At 65.3% G+C, this 24,274-nt stretch carries 25 protein-coding genes; 7 read left to right on the top strand and 18 right to left on the bottom strand.

Translation table 11 applies throughout. The features are described from left to right. Positions 1-22 precede the first annotated feature (22 nt). The 9 genes from hpf to EV663_RS15660 form a co-directional block, all read right to left on the bottom strand. The gene (gene hpf / locus EV663_RS13830; protein WP_132952861.1) at positions 23-586 is read right to left on the bottom strand and encodes a ribosome hibernation-promoting factor, HPF/YfiA family; all 564 of its coding nucleotides are present in this window, start codon (positions 584-586) and stop codon (positions 23-25) included. Positions 587-793: 207 nt separating this feature from the next. Next, on the bottom strand, positions 794-1,558 hold the full coding sequence (gene lptB / locus EV663_RS13825) for an LPS export ABC transporter ATP-binding protein (RefSeq protein ID WP_132952859.1): 765 nt from the start codon (positions 1,556-1,558) through the stop codon (positions 794-796). After that, complete coding sequence (locus tag EV663_RS13820; protein ID WP_132952857.1) at positions 1,558-2,070, bottom strand: LptA/OstA family protein; 513 nt, start codon at positions 2,068-2,070, stop codon at positions 1,558-1,560. The genes lptB and EV663_RS13820 overlap by 1 nt, the downstream gene beginning before the upstream one ends. A gap of 11 nt (positions 2,071-2,081) precedes the next feature. Next, the gene (locus EV663_RS13815; RefSeq protein WP_132952855.1) at positions 2,082-2,690 is read right to left on the bottom strand and encodes a hypothetical protein; all 609 of its coding nucleotides are present in this window, start codon (positions 2,688-2,690) and stop codon (positions 2,082-2,084) included. A 4-nt stretch (positions 2,691-2,694) separates the two neighbouring features. Further along, on the bottom strand, positions 2,695-3,654 hold the full coding sequence (locus EV663_RS13810) for a KpsF/GutQ family sugar-phosphate isomerase (RefSeq protein ID WP_132952853.1): 960 nt from the start codon (positions 3,652-3,654) through the stop codon (positions 2,695-2,697). Between the two features lie 8 nt (positions 3,655-3,662). Next, complete coding sequence (locus tag EV663_RS13805) at positions 3,663-4,274, bottom strand: ribonuclease D (RefSeq protein WP_132952851.1); 612 nt, start codon at positions 4,272-4,274, stop codon at positions 3,663-3,665. A 170-nt stretch (positions 4,275-4,444) separates the two neighbouring features. Beyond that, the gene (locus EV663_RS13800) at positions 4,445-5,767 is read right to left on the bottom strand and encodes an ABC1 kinase family protein (RefSeq protein ID WP_132952849.1); all 1,323 of its coding nucleotides are present in this window, start codon (positions 5,765-5,767) and stop codon (positions 4,445-4,447) included. A 176-nt stretch (positions 5,768-5,943) separates the two neighbouring features. Beyond that, positions 5,944-6,096 carry a hemin uptake protein HemP gene (gene hemP / locus EV663_RS13795; RefSeq protein WP_132952847.1) on the bottom strand — a complete coding sequence of 51 codons (153 nt, stop codon included), beginning with the start codon at positions 6,094-6,096 and terminating at the stop codon, positions 5,944-5,946. Positions 6,097-6,102: 6 nt separating this feature from the next. Then, entirely contained in the window at positions 6,103-6,258 is a 156-nt protein-coding gene (locus EV663_RS15660) for a hypothetical protein (RefSeq protein ID WP_165910203.1), read from the bottom strand. Between the two features lie 199 nt (positions 6,259-6,457). Here EV663_RS15660 and EV663_RS13790 point away from each other — a divergent pair, with 199 nt between their 5' ends. Together EV663_RS13790 and EV663_RS13785 are read left to right on the top strand one after the other, a co-directional pair. Next, positions 6,458-7,576, top strand: coding sequence for an AAA family ATPase (locus EV663_RS13790; RefSeq protein WP_132952845.1), 1,119 nt, complete (start codon positions 6,458-6,460; stop codon positions 7,574-7,576). Continuing rightward, on the top strand, positions 7,573-8,934 hold the full coding sequence (locus EV663_RS13785; RefSeq protein WP_132952843.1) for a vWA domain-containing protein: 1,362 nt from the start codon (positions 7,573-7,575) through the stop codon (positions 8,932-8,934). Before EV663_RS13790 ends, EV663_RS13785 begins: the two co-directional genes overlap by 4 nt. 53 nt (positions 8,935-8,987) lie before the next feature. Here EV663_RS13785 and EV663_RS13780 read toward each other — a convergent pair whose 3' ends face one another. Then, a complete protein-coding gene (locus EV663_RS13780; protein ID WP_132952841.1) occupies positions 8,988-9,674 on the bottom strand; it encodes a hypothetical protein in 687 nt (228 codons plus the stop codon). A gap of 185 nt (positions 9,675-9,859) precedes the next feature. Here EV663_RS13780 and pncA point away from each other — a divergent pair, with 185 nt between their 5' ends. Together pncA and pncB are read left to right on the top strand one after the other, a co-directional pair. Further along, positions 9,860-10,468, top strand: coding sequence for a bifunctional nicotinamidase/pyrazinamidase (pncA, locus tag EV663_RS13775; RefSeq protein ID WP_132952839.1), 609 nt, complete (start codon positions 9,860-9,862; stop codon positions 10,466-10,468). Positions 10,469-10,470: 2 nt separating this feature from the next. Next, positions 10,471-11,763 (top strand): nicotinate phosphoribosyltransferase, encoded by a 1,293-nt coding sequence (gene pncB / locus EV663_RS13770; protein WP_132952837.1) that lies wholly within the window; start codon positions 10,471-10,473, stop codon positions 11,761-11,763. Between the two features lie 150 nt (positions 11,764-11,913). Here the strand turns inward: pncB and arfB are convergent, their stop codons facing one another. The 5 genes from arfB to EV663_RS13745 form a co-directional block, all read right to left on the bottom strand. Then, the gene (gene arfB / locus EV663_RS13765) at positions 11,914-12,336 is read right to left on the bottom strand and encodes an alternative ribosome rescue aminoacyl-tRNA hydrolase ArfB (RefSeq protein WP_132952835.1); all 423 of its coding nucleotides are present in this window, start codon (positions 12,334-12,336) and stop codon (positions 11,914-11,916) included. 239 nt (positions 12,337-12,575) lie between these two features. Further along, positions 12,576-13,196, bottom strand: a complete 621-nt coding sequence (locus EV663_RS13760; protein WP_132952833.1) for a queuosine precursor transporter — start codon at positions 13,194-13,196, stop codon at positions 12,576-12,578. Between the two features lie 97 nt (positions 13,197-13,293). Continuing rightward, entirely contained in the window at positions 13,294-14,184 is an 891-nt protein-coding gene (mepA, locus tag EV663_RS13755) for a penicillin-insensitive murein endopeptidase (protein WP_132952831.1), read from the bottom strand. Continuing rightward, positions 14,169-15,521, bottom strand: coding sequence for an MFS transporter (locus EV663_RS13750; RefSeq protein WP_132952829.1), 1,353 nt, complete (start codon positions 15,519-15,521; stop codon positions 14,169-14,171). Before EV663_RS13750 ends, mepA begins: the two co-directional genes overlap by 16 nt. Before the next feature lie 77 nt (positions 15,522-15,598). Then, positions 15,599-16,132: an acyl-CoA thioesterase gene (locus tag EV663_RS13745; RefSeq protein WP_132952827.1), complete on the bottom strand. Its 534-nt coding sequence runs from the start codon at positions 16,130-16,132 to the stop codon at positions 15,599-15,601. A 138-nt stretch (positions 16,133-16,270) separates the two neighbouring features. Here EV663_RS13745 and EV663_RS13740 point away from each other — a divergent pair, with 138 nt between their 5' ends. The 3 genes from EV663_RS13740 to yaaA all read left to right on the top strand — a co-directional run bounded on the left by EV663_RS13740 (position 16,271) and on the right by yaaA (position 19,514). Continuing rightward, positions 16,271-16,558 (top strand): YggT family protein, encoded by a 288-nt coding sequence (locus EV663_RS13740; protein WP_132952825.1) that lies wholly within the window; start codon positions 16,271-16,273, stop codon positions 16,556-16,558. A 77-nt stretch (positions 16,559-16,635) separates the two neighbouring features. Next, positions 16,636-18,681: a DNA helicase RecQ gene (gene recQ / locus EV663_RS13735; protein WP_132952823.1), complete on the top strand. Its 2,046-nt coding sequence runs from the start codon at positions 16,636-16,638 to the stop codon at positions 18,679-18,681. A gap of 59 nt (positions 18,682-18,740) precedes the next feature. Then, complete coding sequence (gene yaaA, locus EV663_RS13730) at positions 18,741-19,514, top strand: peroxide stress protein YaaA (RefSeq protein ID WP_132952821.1); 774 nt, start codon at positions 18,741-18,743, stop codon at positions 19,512-19,514. A 5-nt stretch (positions 19,515-19,519) separates the two neighbouring features. Here yaaA and EV663_RS13725 read toward each other — a convergent pair whose 3' ends face one another. The 3 genes from EV663_RS13725 to EV663_RS13715 form a co-directional block, all read right to left on the bottom strand. Then, positions 19,520-22,078: a hybrid sensor histidine kinase/response regulator gene (locus EV663_RS13725; protein WP_132952819.1), complete on the bottom strand. Its 2,559-nt coding sequence runs from the start codon at positions 22,076-22,078 to the stop codon at positions 19,520-19,522. Positions 22,079-22,510: 432 nt separating this feature from the next. Continuing rightward, the gene (bktB, locus tag EV663_RS13720) at positions 22,511-23,686 is read right to left on the bottom strand and encodes a beta-ketothiolase BktB (protein WP_132952817.1); all 1,176 of its coding nucleotides are present in this window, start codon (positions 23,684-23,686) and stop codon (positions 22,511-22,513) included. Positions 23,687-23,754: 68 nt separating this feature from the next. Beyond that, positions 23,755-24,201, bottom strand: coding sequence for a MarR family winged helix-turn-helix transcriptional regulator (locus tag EV663_RS13715; protein WP_132952815.1), 447 nt, complete (start codon positions 24,199-24,201; stop codon positions 23,755-23,757). Between the last annotated feature and the right edge of the window lie 73 nt (positions 24,202-24,274).

Raw genomic sequence — 24,274 nt, 5'->3', positions numbered from 1 at the left:
GCGGCGGGTTCGGGTGCGGCCCTTAGGTGTCGATCCAACCCACGTTGCCGTCCTCGCGTGTGTGAACGACGTTGATCTTGCCGGTTTTCTCGTTGCGGAACACCAGGACGGACTGCCCGGCCAGTTCCATCTGCATCACTGCCTCACCGACCGAAATCGACGGAATCCTGGTTTCCATCTCGGCGATGATCATGGGCTGAAGGCTTTCGGGTTCGGATTCCTCGTTGTCGCCGGACGAGGCCAGAACATAAGAAGACGCACCCGTCAGTTCAACCGGCTCGCTGCGATCGCGATGGTGATCCTTCAGCCGGCGCTTGTAGCGGCGAAGCTGTTTTTCCATCTTGTCACAGCAGCTGTCGAAAGCGGCGTAGATCTCGGTCGCGTGGGCCTTGGCCTGCGCGGTCAGACCGGTGGACAGATGCACGGTCGCCTCGCAGACGAATTCATGCGCGTTGCGGGAGAATACCACATTCGCGTCGGTGGGCCGCTCGGCATACTTGGCCACGGCCGCGCTGAGTTCATCCTTGACGTGGGTTTGCAGCGCTTCCCCGATGTCGATCTGTTTGCCGCTGATCTGATACAGCATTTCGCCTCCTCGAATTGCCTGCATTCGCAGGGTTGCCCCCCGTTAAAGCCGGTGCGCGCCGGGGTCAACTGGGGTCCGGCCCGGTTTAGGTGCCATGTGCCTTTCCGTGCCTGCGGTCGAGGTCATGTTCTGGCCTCTTGATCGTGTGTCATTTGGCGTCAGTTGGGCGGGAAATGTCAACAACGCCCTCGCGCCGCGCCGCGGCGGTCACGAAATTCGGAAGTTCTGGCCCAGGTAGACGCGGCGCACGTTCTCGTCGCGGGTGACTTCCCGCGCGGTGCCGCTCATAAGGACGCGGCCATCATGCAAGATATAGGCGCGGTCCACGATTTCCAGCGTCTCGCGCACGTTGTGGTCGGTGATAAGCACCCCGATCCCACGGGTTTTCAGATCGCCCACCAGCGCGCGGATTTCACCCACCGCGATCGGGTCGACACCGGCAAAGGGTTCGTCCAGCAAAAGGTATTTCGGCTCTGCCGCCAGGCAACGGGCGATTTCCACCCGACGCCTTTCCCCGCCCGACAGCGAAACCGCCGGCGCGCGGCGCAAATGTTCGATGGCGAATTCCGACAACAGCTCTTCGAGGCGCTCGCGGCGGCGATGGCGGTCGGAAATGCGCAGTTCGAGAATGGCGAGGATGTTGTTCTCCACGCTGAGGCCGCGAAAGATGCTGACCTCTTGCGGCAGATAGCCGATGCCCAGACGCGCGCGCCGATACATCGGCAGACCGGTCACCTCGCGCCCGTCAATGACCACGTGGCCGCCCTCGGGCATGACCAAGCCCGCCACAGCATAGAAACAGGTGGTCTTGCCCGACCCGTTCGGCCCCAGAAGCGCGACGACCTCACCCCGGTCCAGCCGCAGGCTGATATCGCGGATCACCGGGCGGCGGCGATAGCTCTTGCGTAGGTTGACGATGCGCAAGCCGGTATCGCGATTGGCGGCAAGGGTCAGGTCGGGTGTGTCTTTCATCAATCCGCCCTGCCTTCGGGCTGAAAGACCGTGCGCACCCTGCCCGACATCGCGCCGGTGCCTCGCCCGAGATCGACCTCAAGCCGCTGGCCGGCGATCGCGCTGTCGCCCTGGGTCAAAAGAACATCGCCGGTCATGACGACCTTGGCGCGGTCGATGGTGTAGACGGCGTTTTGCGCCTCTGCGGCTTCGGCGCCCAGCGTCATCAGAACGTTTCCCGATGCCTCTAGCCGCGCGATCCGGGCGCGCGCGCCCTCGGGGGTTTCGCCATAGACGACCAGTACCCGGTCGGCCGAGAGGCGCATCTCGCCCTGGCCCACCAAAACCCCGCCGCGAAAGGTGGCGGTGCCATCTTCCTGGTCGACGTCCAGCGCCTCTGCGGTGATCTCGACTGGCAAGCCGCTGTCATGGGCAAGCGTGCCAAAGGCAATCGCTGTATCCTGTGCCGAGACGCTGACAGGGAAAAGCACAAGGGCCATCGCAGCCACGGCAACACGAAGCAGCACAGCCATGTTGTTCCCCCCTATCGTCCCGGCTCGTATACCAGTTTCACGCCGTCCTTGAAAACCAGAAGATACCTACCCGCCGCCTGTGGGTCGGCGGTCAGTTGCAATTGGCCGGCGGTGATCCTGCCCGCCGGACCCTCGCCGGTGACAGGCCCCTCGGCAAGGATATCGGTCTGGTCCATCGCGGCGGTGACGCGCGCGGCCTCCAGCCGGTAACCGGCTGAACTTTCGATTCGTACCCCGCCCTCCATAACGGTCTGGCCTGCCGCCATGTCCAGCGCGCCGCGCGCGGCGCGCAGGTCGGCCCGCGCGCCACCGGCCATGTCCAGCCGCAGGTGCAGGATGTCGGCGGTGGCCTGTCCGGGATACGCCGCGTCGGGGCGCACGGTTTCTGCGCTCAGCGCGACCGCGGTTCCATCCGCGGTGACGGTGGCGAATTCCGGGGCGCCTATGCGCTGTTCGCGAGCGATCTCGGCAACCGTATCGCGGGATTGGCGCAGATCGTCGCCCGGATCGGGCCCGCGCGAAACCAGGAATAGCGTCGAGAGTATCCCCAGCGCCGCCAGCGGCAGCACAATCCGGGCCAGCGCCACGAAGCGGGAATAGGCGTTGTCGAACGAGGCCATGGCCTCAGGCCACCCCGGCGCGCAGGCAATCGTGGATATGCAGAATACCCTCGGGACGGCCTGTCTCGTCGACGACGAACAGGCAAGTGATCTTTGACCCGTTCATGATCGCCAGCGCCTTTTCGGCCAGCGCCCCGGCCCCGACCGTGTGCGGGTTCGGGGTCATCACCTGGTCGACCGTATGGCCGAGCAATCCCTCCATGTGACGGCGCAGGTCGCCATCCGTGACGATCCCGGTCAACCGGCCTTCGGCACCGATCACGCCGACCACGCCGAATCCCTGCCGGCTCATCACCAGAAGGGCCTCTGACATGGCGGTTTGCGTGGCCACCAACGGCACCTCGTCGCCCCGGTGCATCAGGTCGCCCACCTTTGCCAGCCGTGCGCCCAGTTTGCCGCCGGGGTGAAATTCGCGGTAATGTTCGGGGGTAAAGGCGCGGTGTTCCATCAGCGCAACAGCCAGCGCATCCCCAAGCGCCAGAGTCATCGTGGTGGATGTGGTCGGCGCCAGCCCCATGGGGCAGACTTCGGGCGCGGGGGGCAGCAGCAGTGCCACGTCAGACTGACGCAAAAGCGTGCTGTCAGCCCGCCCCGCGACCCCGATCAGCGGGATGCCGAAGCGGCGGGTATAGGCGATGATGTCGGCCAGTTCCGGCGTTTCGCCGGAATTCGACAGCACCAGGCACACATCTCCCTTGGTCAGCATGCCCAGGTCGCCATGGCTGGCCTCGGCTGGGTGAACGAAATGGGCGGGCGTGCCGGTCGAGGCAAAGGTCGCCGCGATCTTGCGCGCGACATGGCCCGACTTGCCCATGCCAGACACGATCACCCGCCCCGTGGCCGACAGGATCAGGTCAACCGCCTGCGCGAAACGGTCGTCCAGCGCGTTTGCCAGCATGCTCAGCGCCTCGGCCTCGCCGCTCAGGACGCGGCGGCCGATGGCGATATGGGTGTCGCGGGTCATGAGCGGGCTCAATGGGCAAAGATGTCGATCTCGGGCCAGCCCGCAAGATCCAGTTTCGCGCGTGTCGGCAGGAACTCGAAACAGGCCTGCGCGATTGCGCTCCGCCCCTCGCGCGCCAGCCGGGCATCCAGCGCATCGCGCAAACGGTGCAAATACAGAACGTCAGAGGCGGCATAGGCCATCTGCGCCTCGCTGAGCGTCTCGGCCCCCCAGTCGGAACTTTGCTGCTGTTTCGAGATATCGACATCCAGCATCTCGGCCAGAAGATATTTCAGCCCGTGCCGGTCGGTATAGGTGCGCACCAGTTTCGAGGCGATCTTGGTGCAATAGACCGGGGCGGTCAGAACACCGAAGGCATGGTAAAGCGCGGCAATGTCGAAGCGCCCGAAATGAAACAGCTTTAGCACCGATGGATCGGCCAGCATTCGCGCCAGGTTCGGGGCCTCGGTCTGTCCCTGTTCGATCTGGACCAGGTGCGCGTTGCCGTCGCCGCCCGACAACTGAACCAGGCACAGCCGGTCGCGGTGCGGGTTCAGCCCCATGGTTTCACAGTCGATGGCCACCACCGGGCCCAGGTCCAGCCCGTCGGGCAGGTCGCGCTTGTAAAGGGTATTCGCCACGGTCCGGTGCCTTTCCTGTCGGTCGTCTTGCCCGACGACATAAGGAAACGGGGGCGCATATGCAACGCGTCCGCACCGGGCCTGCCACGATGCGCAGACCGGCCATTCACAGGCCGACGCCTGCCCCGCGCCGGGCGGGGCTGCATCCGCCCCGCCGGGCGATGGTTGCGTTACATATGCTGTTCCATGATCGCGCGGATATCCACCCGCGCCTTGAGTCGGCTGGCCAACAGGTAAACGCCCCCGAACTTGCGCTGCATGAACAGCGTGTCCATCGGCGGGATGTGCCAGAAATCGCGATCCTGACCCAGTTTCATGCCCGCGTCGCGCATCCTGAGTGCCACGTCGTTATCGGCGAAATCGAAAGCACCGGAACGGTGCAGGGGTTCCATCGACATCTCGAACATATCCAGCATCGCGGTCTGGTGCTTGTCCTTGGTGTCCTCGGCGAAAAAGCCGATATCCATGATCGCCCGGCGCACGCCCTCGCGGTCATTGTCTAGCCCCGCCCGCATCAGGCGGCGGAAATCCTCGGTCATCTTGTCGCTGAATTCGCGCGTCGCACCGAAATCCAGCAAGATTACCTGCCCCGTCTCGGGTTTATAGCGGTAATTGGCAAAGTTGGGGTCGGTCTGCATCACCTTGAACTCGAAAAGTTCGCGGAACAGCAGGTCGATCAGAAGATACATCACCCGGTCGCGGACGTCTTGCGGCTCGTCGGCCAGCTTTTCGATTGCAACGCCCTCGACAAAAGTCATGGCCAGGACGTTTTTGGTGGTCAGATCCTCTTGCAATTCGGGCACGATGTAATCGTTTGCGCCCGCCAGCAACTGACCGAAGCGGCGCAGATGCCGGCCTTCAAGCTCGTAATCGGCTTCTTCGTGCAACTGGCGCTTGGCCTCGGCCAGCATCGGGGCGACATCCAGTTCCTTGGGGATCGCGCCCGACAGCCGCAGCAACGAGGTCACGTTGTTCACGTCGCTGTCGATACTCTTGCGCACGCCGGGATATTGCACCTTGATCGCCAGGTCGCGCCCGTCCTTGGTCAGCGCGCGATGCACCTGCCCGATAGAGGCCGCGGCAATGGGGCGGGCGTTGAATTTCTCGAACTTGCCCAGCCAGCCGTCGCCCCAGTTCTCGTTCAGCACCTTCTTGAGCTGCCCGCCTGGCATGTAATGGGCATCGGCCCGCAACCGACCCAGGATTTCCGACAACTCGGGCGGCAGCATGTCGCCCGCATCCATGGAAATCAGTTGCCCCACCTTCATCGCCGCGCCGCGCATATGCGCAAGCTGGTCGGCGACCTTGCGCGCATTGGCCGGCGTCAGCAAAAGGTCGCTGGCCTTGGGCCGCTTGCCCTGTGCAAGGTGGCGGGCGCCGTCTACGGCCATGGAGCCTGCGATGTTGGAGGCCATGCCGCCAAACCGCGCGAGGCGCGACAAGCGCCCGCTGGGAACGGCAAGGGGGCGGGGTTCGTACTTGTTCTGGGACATCGGGGGTCTCTTCTGCGACTGGCTGCCGGACGCAGGAACCACGTCCGGAGAAAACATTAGTCTTCTACTTAGGAATGGATTTGCCTGCGACAATGCTGGGAATGTCGCAGGCAATGCAACCCGGTCACCGTTCCCTGCGGCCGACCAGGTCGAGGGAAACGCGCCCCGATCGGAGGTCACTTCGTCAGGATGAGCTTGCCCGCGCGGGTGATGCGCAAGGTATAGACCGTGCCGTCCAGCACGATTGCCGCGCAGGTCCCTCCGCCCGTCAGAACGCGGGCATCATGGGCGGGGTAATCGGCCTGACTTTCAACGCTGCCTTGGGTCATGTTGTGTCAGGCGCGCCGTTCGATCCGCTCGATCATGTGTTCGACAAAGCGCTCGCCGGCAGAGACCTCAAAAAGACCGGTCGAGATCATTTCATTCCAGACATCACGCAGCAGTGTGGTTGCGTGCGGGCGGGGCTGCGGGTGACCTTGGGTCGGATGCATTCTCGTCTCCTGTGTGCAACGGATTCCGGGCTGCACCGCGGGGTTGATAGGAATCCGGGATAAAAACTGACGGAAATTATCAGATATGTAAAGCCTGATGGTTTTACTTGGGATAAAGCCTGTCCAATCGATTATTTCCCCGTGATCCCCGCACGCCGCGCCCTAGATTGCGCTGGCAAGACTCAGGATCGGAGGCAGGATGAGCGTTAACGCGATGACGGTATCGGCAGGCGAGGCGCTGGAGGTGCTGCGCGCGGGATGGCAGGCGCAAAGCGAGGGGCAGATGCTTGCATCCTACATGATGCACGGGCGCCCCGGTGTGGGTAAGACCCAGATCGTGGCGCAACTGGCCCAAGAAAAGGGCGCATTGCTATTCGACCTGCGCCTGACCACGATCGAGCCCCATGATCTGCGCGGCCTGCCTTATTACGACCACGACACCCAGAAAACCCGGTGGTACCGCCCCGAGGATCTGCCCGACGACCCGGCCCATCCCGCGATCCTGTTTCTCGACGAACTCACCGCCGCCTCGCCCATGCTGCAACCCACGGTCTATGGCCTGTTGCAGGAACGCCGCGTCGGGCGGCACCGGCTGCCTGGTAACGTGTTCGTCGTGGCCGCGGGGAACACGGTCGAGGATGGCGCCATCGCCTACCAGATGAACACGGCCCTTTCCGACCGGTTGATCCATCTGCATGTGCAGGCCGCCGCAACCGATTGGCTGGACAGTTACGCGGTGCCGCGTGGCCTGCACCCGGCGGTGATCGCCTTCATCAAGACCCGCGCCGACCTGCTCGATACCACCGAACGTGCGCTGGCCGAGGGAATGCTGATCGCCACGACGCCGCGCAGTTGGGAACGGGTCAGCCAGATCATGCGGGCGGTGCCCGACCGGCGCATCCGCAACGTCCTGATCGCAGGCACCCTGGGCGAGGCCGTGGCGGCAGAGTTTGCGATGATCGCTGACGACATCGCCGCCACCGTGCAGGTTCACGACATGCTGGAGGCGGATCGAAAGACCCGGATCGGTCTCTACCCTGCCTCGATGCACGGGTTGAACGCGTTGATCTATGGGCTGATCGGGGTGCTGGATGGGCGCAATGTCGAGGGCGTGATCGATGTCATGGCCGATATACGCATCCTGTCGCACCAGCGCGAAGAGCCCGAGTTCAAGAGGATGCCCTTGGGCGAATTGACGACATACGGTTTCGAGGGGTTGATCCGAAAGGGTCTTGATCTCGGGCTGGGGGAACGGTTCCTGTCCCATGACGCCTACAAGACCTACGCGAAAGAGCGCCAAGAGGCTGGTCTCGCGTGAAACCGACGCGCCATTCCGCCCGCGCCACCCGCGCCCTGCAAAAGCTGGCCGAGCAGGACCCGGCCTTTGCCGCGCTGGCGCTGTGGTGCCGTCATACCGATAGCGACCTGCGCGAGGGACCGGCCTGGACCGATGGGGAAACCATCTGTTACGGGCCGGCCTACGAGGCCCTGAGCTTGCCCGAACAGGTGGGACTGGCCGCCCATCACATCCTGCATGTCGCCTTTCGCCATGCGAACCGGGCGCAGGCCATGAAAGGCCGCTTTGGCGAGCGGTATGACGGCGATCTCTTCAACCTCGCCACCGATGCGATCGTGAACGAAACCCTGATGCTGGCCGGGCATATCCTGCCCCGTCCCTTGGTGCGGTTGACGGGCTTGCTCAAGGCGACAACGCGCGATGACATGAAACCTGACGAGGCGATCACGGCCTGGGATGCCGAACGGCTTTATATCGCGTTGATGCAGGAACGCGGCGCGCCGCGCAGGCGTACCGGCGACAGGCGCGGCGCGCAGCAAGGCGGCGCGGGCAAGGCCGCAGGCCAGGGCAGCGCGGGCGGTAACCGGCCCCGTCCGGGCGGCGCGCTTGCCGAGGCCGCACGCGGCTATGCGCAACAGCAGGGCTTTTCCCCGGATATCGACAGCGGCGCGGCAACGGCTGCCAGCGGCAGCAGCGCGCAAGACGCCGCCTGGCGTCAGCACCTCGCCCGAGCGTTGGAATCGGGTCGACAGGCCGGTTACGGGATCGGTGCGCTGGGTCATCGGCTGGCCGACCTGCCAGAGCCGCGCACCCCCTGGGAGGTCACCCTGCGCGGTCTTGTGACGCGCGCGGTGCTCCATGACCCCCGGCCACAGGTCACACGTCCCTCTCGCCGCTGGCTGGCAATGGACAGTGCCGCCCGCATCGCGGGCACCCGGCCCCCGGCGTTTCAACCCGGCTGGCGCCGCGACCGCGAAATCCCCCGCATCGTGGTGGGGGTGGACAGTTCGGGTTCGGTCGATGGTCCACTCTTGGCAAAATTCGCGGCCGAAGTTGCGGCCATCGCCAAGCGTACCGGTGCCGAAACACACCTTCTGGTCTTTGACGTCGTCGTGCGCACCAGAACCGTCCTTGGCGCGGGGGGGCTGTGGGGACGGCGGATCACCGATATCCTGTTTGCCCGCGACGGGGGCACGTCCTTCATCCCGGTCATCGAAGAGGCGCTGGCCCTGAACCCGTCCGCCATCGTGATCCTGACCGACCTGGAGGGGCCATTCGGCCCGCCCCCGCCCAAGGGTCTGCCCGTGGTCTGGGCCGTACCGGGGAAGCCGCCCGCAACTGGTGTTCCGTTCGGGCGTATCCTGAGTCTTGCGCGATAGATCCCGCGCGCCCGCCAGACCCTTTGGCACCGCGCCGTCGCTCTGGTCGCGTTCTAGGATGCGGCCAGCGCCGCCAGCCGCGCATGGGCAGAAACGCCTCGCGCATCGAGGCTGACATCGTGCAGGAACCGGCCAAGCGCGAGGCTACAGGTATGCATGTGTTTTTCGGTAAACGTGCCGTCGAACAGGCCCGCGCGGATCGCGGCTTGCTCTTGCGCGCTGAGGTCCAGCACCTCGGGCTGGGGCTCTGCGCGCTGAAGTGAAACCAGCGTGATCGGCGGCAGCCGCGCCAGCGCCGACTGTTCGACCACCAGATGCAGCACCCCGGCCCCGAGCCCGCGTTGCGCCGCGATCTGCGTCAGCACCTCGCGCCCACGCGCCCCGAGCATGTCGGCGCCACGCTCGGCCTCTTCCTCGGCCATCAGGCGGCGGCGACGTTCGGGGGTATCGACCGATAGCAGGCGCGATTCGAAAAAATAGACGGCCAGGAACATCAGCGCCGGCGCCTGCCCGATCAGCAACGCCTTTTCGGGAAAGATCAGCATCGCAAGCGGAAACGGCACCAGCGCCGCGCAATATCGCAGGAAATTTATCTCCATCGCCATGCGCCAGTAGATCGAGCGCGTCATGGCCCCCCGCGGCAGCATCCCGAGCCCAAAGCCGATAAACGACCGGGGCACTTTGCGGATCTTGAGCGCAGAGCGGTTGGAGACGGTCGAGGGCGTGACAACATGCAGCATGGGCTGATCCCCGTCTGGATTCGGACCCGCAAAGATCTAGGTTTGCGACGGGGCGGGTCCAGACTGCCCGGCCCCTCGGACGGCCCACGCCGCCCCATGCTGTGCCTCGCCCGCGACAGGCGCAGCCATTGACCTGCGCGGGGCAGGTGCGTAACCCGAGTCGGCATCAGACCGGAGGAAGGCCCATGCGACCCGCCAACGAAGCCCTGATCGTGATCGACGTGCAGAACGATTTCTGCCCCGGCGGTGCGCTTGCCGTGCCGGATGGCGATGCCGTCGTGCCGCGTATCAATGCGCTGATGGACGAATTCCAGACCCGTATCCTCACCCAGGACTGGCACCCTGCCGATCACGGCTCTTTCGCGGCCAACCATGCGGGGCGCCAGCCCCTCGAAGTCATAGAGATGCCCTACGGGCCGCAAATCTTGTGGCCGGTGCATTGTGTGCAAGACAGCCGCGGGGCAGCTTTCCACCCCGATCTCGATGTCTCAAGGGCCGATCACGTCGTCCGAAAAGGCTGCCGCCCCGAGATCGACAGCTATTCGGCCTTTTTCGAGAACGACCACGAAACGTCCACCGGGCTTGATGATTACCTCTCCCCCAAAGGTATCGACAAGTTGACGCTGGTCGGGCTGGCCACCGATTTCTGCGTGCTCTATTCGGCGCTGGACGCGGTCCGCCTGGGCTACGCGGTCACTATCGTCGAGGGGGCCTGCCGCGGCATCGACCTTAACGGCTCGCTGGAAGACGCGCGCACGACGATGCTCGACGCCAATATCGTGCTGGAACCGTGAAGATGGTCGATATCGCCACGCGGGTCTATAACCACAAATGGAAGATCGACCCGATCGTGCGGTCCCTGATCGACACGGATTTCTACAAGTTGCTGATGTGCCAGTCGGTGTTCCGAAACAAACCCGATACCGAGGTCAGCTTCTCGATCATCAACCGCTCCACCGATATCCGCCTGGCCGAGCTGATCGACGAGGGAGAGCTGCGCGAACAGCTTGACCACATCCGCACCCTGCGCCTGACCCGCGGCGAAAGCACATGGCTGCGCGGCAATACCTTCTACGGCAAGCGCCAGATGTTCCGCCCCGATTTCATGGAGTGGTACGAAAACCTGCAACTGCCGCCCTACACCCTGGAAAAGCGCGACGGCCAGTACGAGCTGACCTTCGAGGGCCGCTGGCCCGAGGTGATGATGTGGGAAATTCCCGCGCTTGCCGTGCTGATGGAACTGCGCGGGCGCGCGGTTCTGGCGCATATGGGCAAGTTCGAGCTGCAGGTGCTGTACGCCCGCGCCATGACCAAGCTGTGGGAAAAGGTCGAGCGGCTGAAACCGCTGGACAAGCTCAAGGTCGCCGATTTCGGTACGCGGCGGCGGCACTCCTTCCTGTGGCAGGACTGGTGCGTGCAGGCGATGATGGAAGGGCTGGGCGACAAGTTCGTCGGCACCTCCAACTGCCTGATCGCCATGCGCCACGATATCGAGGCGATCGGCACCAACGCCCACGAATTGCCCATGGTCTATGCCGCGCTGGCCGAAACCGACGCCGCGTTGCGCGAGGCGCCCTACAAGGTGCTGGCCGACTGGCACGAGGAACATGACGGCAACCTGCGCATCATCCTGCCCGACACCTATGGCACCAGGGGCTTCCTCGACAACGCGCCCGACTGGCTGGCCGGCTGGACCGGCATCCGCATCGATTCGGGCAACCCCTTCGAAGGCGCGGAAACCGCGATCCGCTGGTGGCAGGACCGTGGCGAGGACCCGACGCAGAAACTGATCATCTTCTCCGACGGGCTGGACGTGGACTTGATCCACGATCTTTACGACCGGTTCAAGGACCGCGCCAAGATCAGCTTCGGCTGGGGCACGCTGCTGACCAACGATTTCCGCGGGCTTGTGCCCGATGACGGGCTGGCGCCCTTCAGCCTGGTCTGCAAGGCGGTCTCGGCCAATGGGCGCCCCACGGTCAAACTGTCGGACAACCCCAACAAGGCGATGGGCCCCGAGGCCGAGATCGCCCGCTACAAGCGGGTCTTCGGGGTGGGCGAGCAGGTGGCGCGGGAGGTGGTGGTCTGAACCCCCAGCCCCGCGCCCGGTGGCTGTTGTTCGGCCATGGGTATTTTTCCCAAGAAGAAGGGGGGTATCGCGCGCCCTTGTCTTCTTCTTGGAAAAAATACCCATGTTGGGCGGCCGCAGCCCGCGCGGCGCCGGCAGGGGGCGCGGCGGTCAGTCCTCGCCCGTCACCCGCCCGCGCAAGCTCTTGATTTCGCCGCGTTCCTTCTTGGCTTTCAGGCGGCGGCGCTGAGAGCCGAGGGTCGGCCGCGTCGGCCGCCGTTTCTTCGGCGCCACCAGCGCCTTCTTCACCAGCTCGGCCAGCCGCTCACGCGCGATCTCGCGGTTGCGGGCCTGGCTGCGGGTGTCTTCCACGCGGATCAGCACCGCGCCGTCGGCCGTCCAGCGGCGGCCGGCCAGCCGTTTGAGGCGGGTCTTGACCGGGGCGGGCAGGTTGGGGGAGCGGGCGGCCTCGAACCGCAGATCCACGGCGGTCGACACCTTGTTCACGTTCTGCCCGCCGGGGCCTGAGGACCGGGAAAACACCTCGGTCAGTTCCCAGTCTTCGATGGCAATATCGTCACTGATGCGCAGCATGGGACGCTCTTAACAGGAAAGGGCCGCCTGTGTCAGGCGGCCCCGAGAGCTACGGAGATGGGCCGGTTAGAGCGTGAGGCCCAATCGAAAGCGTTTCGGTCCGGGGGTTGCCCTCAGACCACGGCCCCTCCGACTGTTCCAACCTCTCTCTCCAATATCACTCTAGACACTGGACCACCTCCTTTCTGTTGTTGCCGTCAGGAATAGCGTGCCACAGATCTTGTGTTCGTCAAACGCTTTTACGCAACCCGTGCGGTGAGGCGCCTAACAATCAGGCGGAACGGGATCAGCGCGATCAAGGCGAGGGCAAGTTTGACACACCAGTCGGCCACCGCCAGCGACACCCAGAGCGGCACCACCGGGCCCAGCCCCAGAAGCGGCAGCGCCTCGCCCGCCCAGGACACGTCGTTGCCCGGTTCCAGGAAGGTCAGCGAAGCCGAGAAGGCCAGGGTGAAGAAGATCGCCGTATCGACGGACGACCCCACCAGGGTAGAGGCAAGCGGCGCGCGCCACCAGCGCCCCTGCCGCAGCCGGTCGAAGATCGCCACGTCCAGCAGTTGCGCCGTCAGGAAGGCCAGGCCAGAGCCCATGGCGATGCGCAGGGTCACCAGTGGGCCGAATTCGCCCATGATCTGGGTGCCGACAAAGGAACAGGCCACCCCGACCAGAAAACCGGCTAAGACCACGCGGCGCGCGGGGCCGGGGCCGTAGACGCGGTTCATCACGTCGGTCACGAGGAAGGCGAGCGGATAGGTAAACGCGCCCCAGGTCAGCCATTGGCCGAACAGGAACTGCACGAGGATGTTGGAGGCCACCACGATGGCGGCCATGGCAAGGATGCCGGGCAGGATACGGTTCATGGGATCTGGTCCGTTTTTACAAGGTTGCGGAGACTTGGCCCGACGCTGCGGGCGGGATGGCAGTTAGCGCCGACTTGCGCGAATTTCAAGCGATTGTTCAGTCCGCGCCCAGTACCGCGCGGCATTCCCGGGGCAGGTCATCCATGGTGAAGTCTCGCGGGTGGCGTTTTTGCGGTACGGGTGTTTTCGATCTACCGCTCTGGGCGGGCGGTTCGAGATAGTCGGTTACCCACCATTCTAGCGTCTTGTCGCAGCCGTTCCCGCCCCCGGACAGTTCCGCTACCGTCGGCTCCTGGTCGATGCAGTGGCGCGCGCCGCGGGGGCATTTCAGGCGCACGTGGAAATGGTAGTGATGCCCGTAAAGCGGCCGGATCTTTTGCATCCAGGGGGTGTCTGCGGTGGTGGCGGTCTTGCATAGTGCGATCTTGACGGGCGGGGTGACAAAGATGCGATCAACGGCTGGATCGCGGGCCGCAGCCGTCAAGATCGCGGCATGTGCAGGGGTAAAATTACCGTTCACGTGGCGTTGATCCGTGCTGCGGACGGAAATCGAGGACAGGGTTTCGCGCTCGGCGCGGGTCAGGTTCAGCCGTTCGGGGGGCAACATCCAGATATCCACGTCGAGCCCGATCTGGTGGCTGGCATGGCCCGACACCATCGGCCCGCCGCGCGGCTGGCTGATATCGCCGATATACAGCCCCTTCCAGCCAACCTGCGTGGCCTTGGCCGATAGCCGCTTGATGAACTCGATCGTGTCGGGGTGGCCCCAGTTGCGGTTGCGCGACAGGCGCATGGCGGCCCAGGTGGGCCCGGTTTCGGGCAGTTGCACCAGCCCGGCTGCGCAGCCACGGGAATAGTGACCGATCGGGTCTGGGGCCTGTGCGCTGGCCGCACGTTTGGCGCCGAACAGGTCCTTGGCCCGGGGCTCTGCATGGGTTGGGCCGGCGAGGGCTAGCGCCACCAGGCTTGCCGTCAGGATGCGTCCCATCGTTCTGCCCTTTCGCCGTCTGCCCGGACGAAGAATAGCAGGAAAAGCCCCAATGCGAACAGAACAACCAGTGGCGTGATGCCCATTTGCTGGGTCCCGGTCAAATCCGTGACGATCCCGATCGAGAGAGGCGCGAGGAATGCCGTTGCCTTGCCCGATAGCGCGTAAAGCCCGAAACTTTCGGTCATCCGCGCCGGGTTGGCCTGACGGACCATCATCGTGCGGCTTGCCGTTTGCAATGCGCCGCCGGCCGCGCCGATGATCGCGCCGAGAATGTAAAAAGCGATATCGGGCAGGTTTGATCCCGGTGCGACAGGCAGGCCGAACACCGCCTCGCGCGAAACGAAGATCACGGCGATTCCGACCATGGTCAGCACGATCACGTTGAACAGGATCACCGGCTTGGGGCCGAAACGTTGGTCTGCCCGTCCGCCCAGCCAGGAAAAGGCCGCCCCTGCGATCACGGCGAGGATGCCGAAGACGCCGACCTCGATCACCGACCAGCCCAGCACGCCCGCCGCGTAGATGCCGCCAAAGACATACATCCCGTTCAGCGCGTCGCGATAGAACATCGATGACAGCAGGTACGCAGTGAGGCTGGGCGTGCGTGGCAGATGCGCCAGCGTTGCGCGGAATTCCGGCAGGGCCCCGGACAGGGATTGGCGCACCGTGGCGCGGGCGGGCTGGCGCGGCAGGCGCACCCACAGGAAGAACGGTATGATGAACAGCGCGTACCAAAGCGCGGTGAAAGGCCCGACAAAGCGCGTACCCTCGCGCAGGGCCGGGTCGAGGCCTAGCATCGGTTCGATCCCGATCAGGGTCGTACCGGTGTCGCCCTCTGCAAACAGCGTCAGCATCGCCACCAGGGCGATCAGCCCGCCGACATAGCCGAACGCCCAGCCGCTGCCGGAAATCCGGCCCAGTTCGGCCCGCGGCGCCAGATCCGGCAGCATCGCGTTGGTGAATATCGTGGTGAATTCCAGCCCCACCATGCCGAGGCCGAAGAAGAACAGCACCAGCCACAGGTTGAATGCCTCGGGATTGGCCAGCCACAGGCCGCTGGCGCCCAGGATGTAGAACACCGAGAACAGAACGATCCACGGCATCCGGTGCCCGGACTTGTCCGCCACCGCGCCAAGGATCGGCGCCAGCAGGGCGATCACCAGCCCGGCCGTCCCCACGCCATAGCCCCAGGCCGCCTGTGCGGCGGTGCCATCGCCAACCAGATCCGTGACATAAGGGGCGAAGATGAAGGTCAGCAGCAGCGTGGCATAGGGCTGGCTGGCCCAGTCATAGAACCACCATCCCCAGATGCGCCGCCGCGCCGATCGTTCCATGTGCTGCCCTCGTTTCAACTTTCGGGGGCATAAGACAGGGCTTTAAGGGGCCGCGCAACTGCGCAGTGGCCGCAGGATCACTCGGCCATGGGGGGCCAGGGACGTTTGGCCTCGGCCTCGATCCAGGCGCTGACCCATCCGGGCAGCGGGGGCGAGGCCACGTCCAGCCCCATCGCGCGCATCACCCGGTCGGGTGTGACGATCCCGTTGGCATCGGTCACTGCCGCGCGGTAAAGGGCGTGGTTGCAACACTCGCCGCCGCGCCACATGCCCTGTTCTATATAGATGAAACGTTCATCCCAGCCGATACAGCGGCTACGGGTATGAAACCGGTCGAACATCCGCACCCGCCGGCGATAGCGCACGCTGACGCCTGCCATGGTCAGCCCCCAGCCCTGCGATTTCATGACCGCGATCAGGCCCACGCGCCGCGCCAGCGGTAGCCGCCCGAGATCCAGAAGGGTCAGCGTGCGGCCGTTGTTCAGTTCCATCCACAGGTCCAGATCCCAAGGCCAGCACAGGTGATGCGAGACATGGGTGCCCGTCAGTGGCAGCGCGGGATCATTGCGGTGGACGTAGAATTCCTTGGCCAGTCTCAGAAAGGGATACATGCGCACGCTCCTGTCATTGAGCGCTGCCTCGCCCGACGCGCGGGGCGCGTCAAGCCCGACGCGGCGGAATCGTGGTTGCGCGAGCGGCGCGGGCGGCCTACCTCTGTGACAGTTGCCATCACCAGAGGGTCGCGCCCGATGCTTTCGCTTTTCCAGATAATCCTGCTGATCCTCGACGTGGTGTGGTTCGTGATCATCGTCCAGATCATCATGAGCTGGCTGATCAGTTTTCAGGTGCTTAATCTTCATCAACCCCTGGTCATGCAGATATGGCAGGGGCTGAACCGGCTGCTAGAGCCTCTTTATGGTCCGGTGCGCCGCATATTGCCCAATACCGGAGGCCTCGACCTTGCGCCGCTGATCGTTCTGATCGCGATATATGCCATCCGCATCGTCATCTCTAACAACATCTATCTCTTTGTCTGATATCTCGGTCTTGTCCCCCTGCGGTTAGTGTGGGAGTGTCCGTTCGACCCCGCCAGCCTTTCGTTTCCGCAGGTGCCATGACCTCTGCCCATACGCTGTTGTCCGATGTGTTCGGATTCGACGCCTTTCGTCGGGGGCAGGAGGAAATCGTCCAGGCCGTTGCCCAAGGGCACAACACGCTTGCCATCATGCCAACGGGCGGGGGCAAGTCGCTGTGTTTCCAGTTGCCCGCGCTGATGCGGGGCGGCGTGACGGTTGTGATCTCGCCGTTGATCGCGCTTATGCGCGACCAGGTGCGAGGCCTGCGCGAGGCGGGTGTTGCGGCCGGTGCCCTGACCTCTGGCAATACCGAGGCCGAGACAGAGGCCGTGTTCGCCGCGCTTGAAGCGGGCGAATTGAAGCTGCTTTACATGGCGCCCGAGCGGTTGGCCTCGGGCGGCACGGTTCAGATGCTGCGCCGGATAGGCGTCGGCCTGATTGCCGTGGACGAGGCCCATTGCGTCAGCCAGTGGGGCCATGATTTCCGCCCCGATTACCTGCGTATCGGCGAATTGCGCCGCGCGCTGGACGTGCCGCTGGCCGCCTTTACCGCCACGGCCGATGCCGAAACACGCGAGGAAATCGTCGCACGGCTGTTCGATGGCGTGGCGCCGGAAACCTTCCTGCGCGGCTTCGACCGGCCCAACATCCATCTGGCCTTTGCACCCAAGGACAGCCCGCGCCGCCAGATCCTGGGCTTTGCCGCCGCACGCAAGGGCCAGGCGGGCATCGTCTATTGCGGCACGCGCGCCAAGACCGAAAGCCTTGCCGCCGCTCTGGCCGCGGAGGGGCATTCCGCCTGCGCCTACCACGGCGGGATGGAGGCGGACGCGCGCCGCGCCGTCGAGGAACGCTTCGCCACCGAGGACGGTCTGATCGTGGTGGCCACCGTCGCCTTTGGCATGGGGGTGGACAAGCCCGATATCCGCTGGGTGGCCCATGCGGACCTGCCCAAGTCGATCGAGGCCTATTACCAGGAAATCGGCCGGGCGGGCCGCGATGGCGCCCCGGCCGAGACGCTGACCCTGTACGGCCCCGACGACATCCGCCTGCGCCGGTCCCAGATCGACGAAAGCCCGGCCCCGCCCGAACGCCGCGCCGCCGATCACGCGCGGCTGAACGCGCTCTTGGGCCTGGCCGAGGCGCTGACATGCCGCCGCCAGACGCTGCTGGCCTATTTCGGGGAAGAGGCCGACCCCTGCGGCCATTGCGACCTGTGCGACGCCCCGCCAGACCGCTTCGACGGGACCGAGGCCGTGCGCAAGGCGCTGTCGGCCATGCTGCGCACCGGGGAGTATTTCGGCACCGGCCACCTGATCGACATCCTGACCGGCAACGAGACCGACAAGGTGCGGCAGCGCGGACATGACGGCCTGCCCACCTTTGGCGTGGGGCGCGATATGAACCGGGCGCAATGGCAGGCGGTGTTCCGTCAGATGATGGGCCGCGACCTGGTGCGCCCCGATCCCGAACGCCATGGCGCGCTGCGGATGATGTCGGCCGCCCGCCCGATCCTGCGCGGCGAGGACGGGATCGAGCTGCGCCGGGATACCATCGCGGCGGCCACGGTACGGCCTGCGGTCAAGGCACAGGTGTCGGATGAGGATGCCCCGCTGTTTTCCGCGCTAAAGGCCAAGAGGTTCGCCTTGGCCAAGGCGGCCGGGGTGCCCGCCTATGTCATCTTCAACGATCGCACGTTGATCGAGATGGCCGAGCGCCGCCCTGACACTCTGGACGCCATGGCGCGGATTTCGGGTGTCGGCGCGACCAAGCTGGACCGATACGGGCAGGCGTTTCTAGAGGTCGTGACCGGGGCCGCGGCGGACAGACCCCATCCCGTGCGCCGCCGGCTGGCCGGGCGCGAGGCCGGCGCGCTGTTCGATCGGCTGGCCGAGGTGCAGCGCGATCTCAGCCGCGGCACGGACGGCACGGGCAAATACCTGTCTTGTCCCAATGCCACGCTGCGCCATATCGCCGAACGCCGGCCGTCCTCGGTCGAGGAACTGGCCCGCCTGCCCGGTATGGGTCCGGCCAAGGCCGAACGCTTTGGCCCGGCTTTCCTGGAGGTGCTGGCGGGAGGCTGAGGCTGGACGCCACCGGCGCAATCGCTAGGTTGCGCGTCGATCAAACGAAAGGTTGTCGAATGCTTGTCGTCATCTCACCCGCGAAGCGCCTCGATCCGACCCCGGGAACGCGCCCGGGCATCACCCTTCCCGTGTTTCAGCAGGACGCGGTGTACCTGGCGGGCGTCGCCGGGGCACTGACCCACGAGCAATTGTCGAAACTGATGGGGATCAGCGACAAGCTGGCCCGGCTGAATGCCGCACGTTTTTCAGACTTTGCCGCCGATCCCGCACCCGAGGCGCTGACGCCCGCCGCACTGTTGTTCGATGGCGATACCTATGCCGGGCTGGAGGCCGAAACCCTGGATGAGGATGCGCTGCGCTATGCGCAGGACCACCTTCGCATCCTGTCGGGGCTTTACGGCCTGTTGCGCCCGCTGGACGCGATCCAGCCGCACCGGCTGGAAATGGGCAGCAAACTTGCTACTGACCGGGGCAAGAGCCTCTATGACTACTGGGGTGACAAGATTGCGCACGCCCTGAACGAGGCGGCCGGGACGGCGGGCACCGATGTCCTGGTCAACTGCGCCAGCCAGGAATATTTCGGCGCGGTGGCGCGTGAGACACTGAATCTGAGGGTGATCACGCCGGTCTTTTTCGAGGAACGCCCCAGCGGGCCAAAGGTCGTCAGTTTCTACGCCAAGAAGGCGCGCGGCGCGATGGCCCGTTTTATCGTCGAACATCGCGTGACCGATCCGCAAGCGCTGGCAGAGTTCGACAGCGGCGGATATCGCTACATGCCTGATGCCTCTGAGCCGGATCGCCCGGTTTTCCTGCGCGGAGAGGCCGACTAGGTCGATCAGGACGGCGCGCCCGCGGCCCGGCGCGGGGGTGCATCGGGCGCGGGCGCGTCGCCGGGGGCCCCCGTCGGCAGACAGTCAGCGGGGCGATAACGCACAATCATCGCCATGAGATCGGCCTTGCGCAGCGGCTTGGTCAGGCAGGCATCCAATCCCGCGGCCAGTATGTCGCCCAGATCGTCATCCAGCGCATGGGCGGTCAGCGCGACGACCGGCACCGGGGGCGCACCGCTTTCCGTCTCTAGCGTGCGTAGTGCTTGGGTGGTGGCCTTTCCGTCCCGGCCAGGCATCGAGATATCCATCAGCACCAGGTCAGGCCGATCCTCGGCAAAGGCGGCAAGCGCGGCATCGCCATCGGTGGCATAGCGCATGTCTACCGTCAGCTCCGCGACCATCTTTTGCAGAACCAGCCGGTTTGTACGGTTGTCGTCGGCGGCAAGGATGCGCATCGCGCGGGGCCTGTTGCGCATTGGCGGCAACGGGCATGGCGGCGGTGCCAGACGGGTGATGGCCTCGTAGAGGGTGCGCCGCAACAACGGTTTTTGCAACACCATGTCCACCGGCCCCGATCCTGCGGCCCCCTCGCGCAGCATTGCCGGGTGCGAGGTCAGCATCAGGATCGGGCCGCCATAGCCGCGCGCGCGCAATGCCGAGGCAAGGGCGGGGCCATCCATACCGGGCATCCGGTGGTCGGTCACCACCAGGTCGGTCTGCCCCGCGCTGTCCAGTGCCGCCGCGGCGGTGTCGAAACAGGACACCATCAACCCGATCTGGCCCAACTGGCGTTCCAGGATGGTGCGGTTCACGGCCTGGTCGTCGATCACCAGCACCCGTCGCGCCGCAGTACCCGGTGGCAGGATCAGCGCCTCGTCCCGTTCGGTCACCGACAGCGGCAGGCGTATGCCGAAACAGGACCCCTTGCCTTTTTCCGAGTCGACCCAGATATCACCCCCCATCAGCCCGACCAGCCGGCGGGTAATGGCCAGGCCCAGGCCGGTGCCACCGAACTTGCGGTTCTGCTGGTCTTCGACCTGGTTGAATTCGCCAAAGATGTGTTCCTGCATCTCGGGGTCGATGCCGATGCCGGTATCCTCGACCGCGATATGAACCTGCATGTCGCCATCATCCTCGATCCCGGTGGCCCGGATCAGGACGTGGCCGGCCTCTGTGAACTTGAGAGCATTGCCGATCAGGTTCGTCAGAACCTGGCGAATGCGGCCGCGGTCGCCGGTGAACCGCGTCGGCAGGAACATGTCGTAATCGATCAGCACCTCAAGCGCCTTGTCGCGGGCGGGCGCCTGCAACAACAGCACGATCTCGTGGATCGTGCGTTCCAGGTCGAACGGTTCGGGATGCAGATGGAGCCTTTCGGCCTCGATCTTGGAAAAATCCAGCACGTCGTTCAACAGGGTCAAAAGCGCCTCGCCCGAATCGCGGATCGTCCGGGCGTAAAGCCGCTGTTCCTCGGTCAGGTCCGTGTCGCAGATCAGTTCGGCCATGCCCACAACGCCATTCAGGGGCGTGCGTAATTCGTGGCTCATATTGGCGAAGAAGGCGGATTTGGCCCGGTTGGCGGCCTCGGCGGCGACGCGGGCGCGCTCCAGCGCCTCTTGCTGGCGTTTTTGTTCGGTGATGTCCACGCGCAACCCTACCAGCCCGCCATCGGGGGTACGCTTTTCGAGGATGCGCAGCCAGCGGCCATCGCGCAGCCGTTGTTCCAGCATCTCGTCCGGGGCGTTGTGTCGGGCCATGCGCGCGGCCAGCCAGTCCTCCCGGCGCCCCTCTGCCTCGGGATACTGGCCATGGTCCAGGCCGTGGCGCAGTATATCCTCGAACGGGGTGCCGGGCACCATGGCCGCCGCACTTTCCGTGTAGATCTCGCGATAGTGTTCGTTGCACATCACTAGCCGGTCCTCGTGATCATAGAGAACGAAACCATCCGGTATCGCCTCGACCGCGGCCCACATTCGCATCATGTCGGTGATGTCCAGGCACAGCGATACCATGTCCCCCGAAGGCGTGCGCCGGTCCACCAGCTTGATGTATTCGCCACTATATAGCCGCTGGACGACCGGCGCGATCCGCTCTTCCCGCCAGCGGGTCAGCATCCGCGCCACCCAGTCCCCCGGACTTTCGCCGCCCGGATCGATCACTCCCTCTTCTGCGGCCAGGCGCAGGATTTCGCCATAACGCGCGCCTGGTGTAACCCCCTCAAGCCCGTCGAACACGGCCAGGTAGGCGCGATTGGCCATCACCAGACGATCCTCGGCGTCGAACAGGGCAAACCCGTCTCGGATCGTTTCGAGCGATTCCCACAGCCGGCGATTGGCCAGCCGGGCCTCGGCCTCGGCATGGGCGAGTTCGGACAGCATCTCGTCATTGCGGTCGCGCAGATCGGCGGCGGTCTGGCGTGTTTGCAAGATCTCGTCGGACAAGGTCTGTGCATGGCGGGCAAGACGGGCATTGGCCGCGGATAACGCGCGGCTCTTGCGATCCAGAAGCAGTTCCGCGGCCAACCGCGCCCGCCGTTCCTGTGCGAGTCTATCGTTCAGATCCATCGCCCTCTCCCGCTGCGATCAGGGATCAGTCTTGGCGATCGGAGTGAACGCGGGATTAACGCGGGGTGGTGGCCCCGTTGCCCGCCGTTGACGGGAAACGCCCGCCCGCGCATCGCTGTCCCGCCCGGCGGTGCGGTGCGGGAAAATGCCTTGAACCTGCCCCCCGAGGCGCAGCGGCGGCACGCCGCCGTTCATGCGGCCGGCAGATGGTGCGCCGCTGGCCCGGGGGGCTCCACCTGCGTCAGACCTGTCTGGCCTCTCCCCCACCGGGCTTTGTCATGCTTTCGCTGGTCGATGCCGAGGGCGTATCGTCCGGTCGATGATCACGTTGCGTTGGGGTCTTCTTCTTGGGTCAAATACCCATAACCGCGCGCCCTTGCGCGCGCACCCGCAAAGGCATGGCCCCGCAAGGGGCCGCGATCAGATCACGTCTCAGACACGTTCCAGCGCCAGCGCAATGCCCTGCCCGCCGCCGATGCACATGGTCACCAGCCCATAGCGTCCGCCGTTGCGGGCAAGCGCATGGATGGCCTTGACCACGAGAATCGCGCCGGTCGCCCCCACCGGGTGGCCCAGCGCGATGGCTCCACCATCGGCGTTGACGCGGGCGGGGTCCAGGTCCAGGGCCCGGTTCACGGCAATGGCCTGCGCGGCAAAGGCCTCGTTGCTTTCGATCACGTCGAACTCGGCCAGGCTCAGCCCGGTCTTTTCGCAAACCGCCCGGACGGCCGGGATCGGACCCAGCCCCATGACCCTGGGCGCGACGCCTGCATGGGCATAGCCGACAATCCGCGCCACGGCTCTCAGCCCCGCCGCCTCGGCGGCCTCCTGGCGCGCCAGCACAAGCGCCGCAGCGCCGTCATTGATGCCGCTCGCATTGCCTGCGGTCACGGTGCCATCGGGGCGAAATGCCGGGCGCAGGGCCGCCAACGCCGCGGATGTGGTGGGCTTGGGGTGTTCGTCCACCGCAAAGATCACCGTCTCGCGCTTGTGGGGCACCTCGACCGGCACGATTTCATCGGCAAAGCGGCCCGCCGCGATGGCGCGCGCCGCGCGGGCCTGGCTCTCCAGGGCAAATGCATCCTGGTCGGCACGGCTGATCCCGTGCTCGGCGGCGACATTCTCGGCGGTCACGCCCATATGGCCGGTGCCAAAGGGGCAGGTCAGCGCGCCGAGCATCATGTCGGCGGCGGGCGCATCGCCCATCTTCTGGCCCCAGCGGGCGGCGGGCAGGATATGGGGGGCACGGCTCATGCATTCGGCACCGCCCGCAAGCGCGAAATCGGCATCGCCCAGCATCAACGATTGCGCGACCGATACCACCGCCTGCACGCCCGAACCGCATAGCCTGTTGACGTTCATCGCGGGTGTGGTCTCGGGGATGTCGGCCTGCATGGCGGCGACGCGACTGAGATACATGTCGCGGGGCTCGGTATTGATGATATGGCCAAACACGACATGGCCGATCTGGCGGCCGTCGACGCCAGCCCGGTCCAGCGCGGCGCGGGCGACGATCGCGCCAAGCTCGATCGGCGGAATGGCCGCTAGGCTGCCGCCGAAGCTGCCGATTGCGGTGCGTGCGCCGCCCAGGATCACAATGCCGGTCATCCGTCCTCTCTTGCAGGGGTCGTTTGTGTTGGACGGACCGTAGCGAGGCGCGCGGGGTGCTGCATCCCTTACGTTGCGTCCTGCCCGGCCAGCCGGACCAGCGCATCGGCCACGCCTTGCGCGTCGGGTCCCAGCCGCGCGGTCAGTTCGGCCTGGTATTCGCGGGCCACCGGGATCAGGCGCGTCAACAGATCCTGTCCCGTCGCGGTCAACGACAGCTCAACCAGTCGGCGGTCACGTGGGTTTTCCTGCTTGGTGATGTGGCCCGCCGCCTGCAACCGCGCCGCGGCGCGCGAAATCTTGGATTTGTCCATGTCGACGGCGGCGTTGATCTCGCGCACGCTGACCGGGCCGGTTTGCGACAGATGCGCCAGCACGCGCCATTCCGCGATGGAAATACCAAATTCGCGGCGATACCTTTCGGCAAATTCGCGCCCCACGTGGTTGGCCGCCACGCACAGCCGGTAGGGCAGGAATTCGTCCAGATCGAAAGCGTCAACCGTCGCGCCGTCCATCGTCGAGCCTCCGGGTGGCCACAGCTGGTCAATTGTTGACCTTGCAACGACTCCGTCAATGCGCGAAACCGCC

Origin of the sequence: Rhodovulum bhavnagarense (genome assembly GCF_004343505.1) — a bacterium.
Classification (GTDB): Bacteria; Pseudomonadota; Alphaproteobacteria; order Rhodobacterales; family Rhodobacteraceae; genus Rhodovulum; species Rhodovulum bhavnagarense.
Note: the sequence above shows the minus strand (reverse complement) of the source record. Positions and strands in the feature narration are given on the sequence as shown.

What these genes read in the sequence shown, in the direction of transcription:
- hpf (WP_132952861.1), bottom strand. Translation starts at nt 586, where the DNA reads ATGCTGTATCAGATCAGCGGCAAACAGATCGACATCGGGGAAGCGCTG.
- lptB (WP_132952859.1), bottom strand. Translation starts at nt 1,558, where the DNA reads ATGAAAGACACACCCGACCTGACCCTTGCCGCCAATCGCGATACCGGC.
- EV663_RS13820 (WP_132952857.1), bottom strand. Translation starts at nt 2,070, where the DNA reads ATGGCTGTGCTGCTTCGTGTTGCCGTGGCTGCGATGGCCCTTGTGCTT.
- EV663_RS13815 (WP_132952855.1), bottom strand. Translation starts at nt 2,690, where the DNA reads ATGGCCTCGTTCGACAACGCCTATTCCCGCTTCGTGGCGCTGGCCCGG.
- EV663_RS13810 (WP_132952853.1), bottom strand. Translation starts at nt 3,654, where the DNA reads ATGACCCGCGACACCCATATCGCCATCGGCCGCCGCGTCCTGAGCGGC.
- EV663_RS13800 (WP_132952849.1), bottom strand. Translation starts at nt 5,767, where the DNA reads ATGTCCCAGAACAAGTACGAACCCCGCCCCCTTGCCGTTCCCAGCGGG.
- hemP (WP_132952847.1), bottom strand. Translation starts at nt 6,096, where the DNA reads ATGACCCAAGGCAGCGTTGAAAGTCAGGCCGATTACCCCGCCCATGAT.
- EV663_RS15660 (WP_165910203.1), bottom strand. Translation starts at nt 6,258, where the DNA reads ATGCATCCGACCCAAGGTCACCCGCAGCCCCGCCCGCACGCAACCACA.
- EV663_RS13790 (WP_132952845.1), top strand. Translation starts at nt 6,458, where the DNA reads ATGAGCGTTAACGCGATGACGGTATCGGCAGGCGAGGCGCTGGAGGTG.
- EV663_RS13780 (WP_132952841.1), bottom strand. Translation starts at nt 9,674, where the DNA reads ATGCTGCATGTTGTCACGCCCTCGACCGTCTCCAACCGCTCTGCGCTC.
- pncA (WP_132952839.1), top strand. Translation starts at nt 9,860, where the DNA reads ATGCGACCCGCCAACGAAGCCCTGATCGTGATCGACGTGCAGAACGAT.
- pncB (WP_132952837.1), top strand. Translation starts at nt 10,471, where the DNA reads ATGGTCGATATCGCCACGCGGGTCTATAACCACAAATGGAAGATCGAC.
- arfB (WP_132952835.1), bottom strand. Translation starts at nt 12,336, where the DNA reads ATGCTGCGCATCAGTGACGATATTGCCATCGAAGACTGGGAACTGACC.
- EV663_RS13760 (WP_132952833.1), bottom strand. Translation starts at nt 13,196, where the DNA reads ATGAACCGTATCCTGCCCGGCATCCTTGCCATGGCCGCCATCGTGGTG.
- mepA (WP_132952831.1), bottom strand. Translation starts at nt 14,184, where the DNA reads ATGGGACGCATCCTGACGGCAAGCCTGGTGGCGCTAGCCCTCGCCGGC.
- EV663_RS13750 (WP_132952829.1), bottom strand. Translation starts at nt 15,521, where the DNA reads ATGGAACGATCGGCGCGGCGGCGCATCTGGGGATGGTGGTTCTATGAC.
- EV663_RS13745 (WP_132952827.1), bottom strand. Translation starts at nt 16,132, where the DNA reads ATGTATCCCTTTCTGAGACTGGCCAAGGAATTCTACGTCCACCGCAAT.
- EV663_RS13740 (WP_132952825.1), top strand. Translation starts at nt 16,271, where the DNA reads ATGCTTTCGCTTTTCCAGATAATCCTGCTGATCCTCGACGTGGTGTGG.
- recQ (WP_132952823.1), top strand. Translation starts at nt 16,636, where the DNA reads ATGACCTCTGCCCATACGCTGTTGTCCGATGTGTTCGGATTCGACGCC.
- yaaA (WP_132952821.1), top strand. Translation starts at nt 18,741, where the DNA reads ATGCTTGTCGTCATCTCACCCGCGAAGCGCCTCGATCCGACCCCGGGA.
- EV663_RS13725 (WP_132952819.1), bottom strand. Translation starts at nt 22,078, where the DNA reads ATGGATCTGAACGATAGACTCGCACAGGAACGGCGGGCGCGGTTGGCC.
- bktB (WP_132952817.1), bottom strand. Translation starts at nt 23,686, where the DNA reads ATGACCGGCATTGTGATCCTGGGCGGCGCACGCACCGCAATCGGCAGC.
- EV663_RS13715 (WP_132952815.1), bottom strand. Translation starts at nt 24,201, where the DNA reads ATGGACGGCGCGACGGTTGACGCTTTCGATCTGGACGAATTCCTGCCC.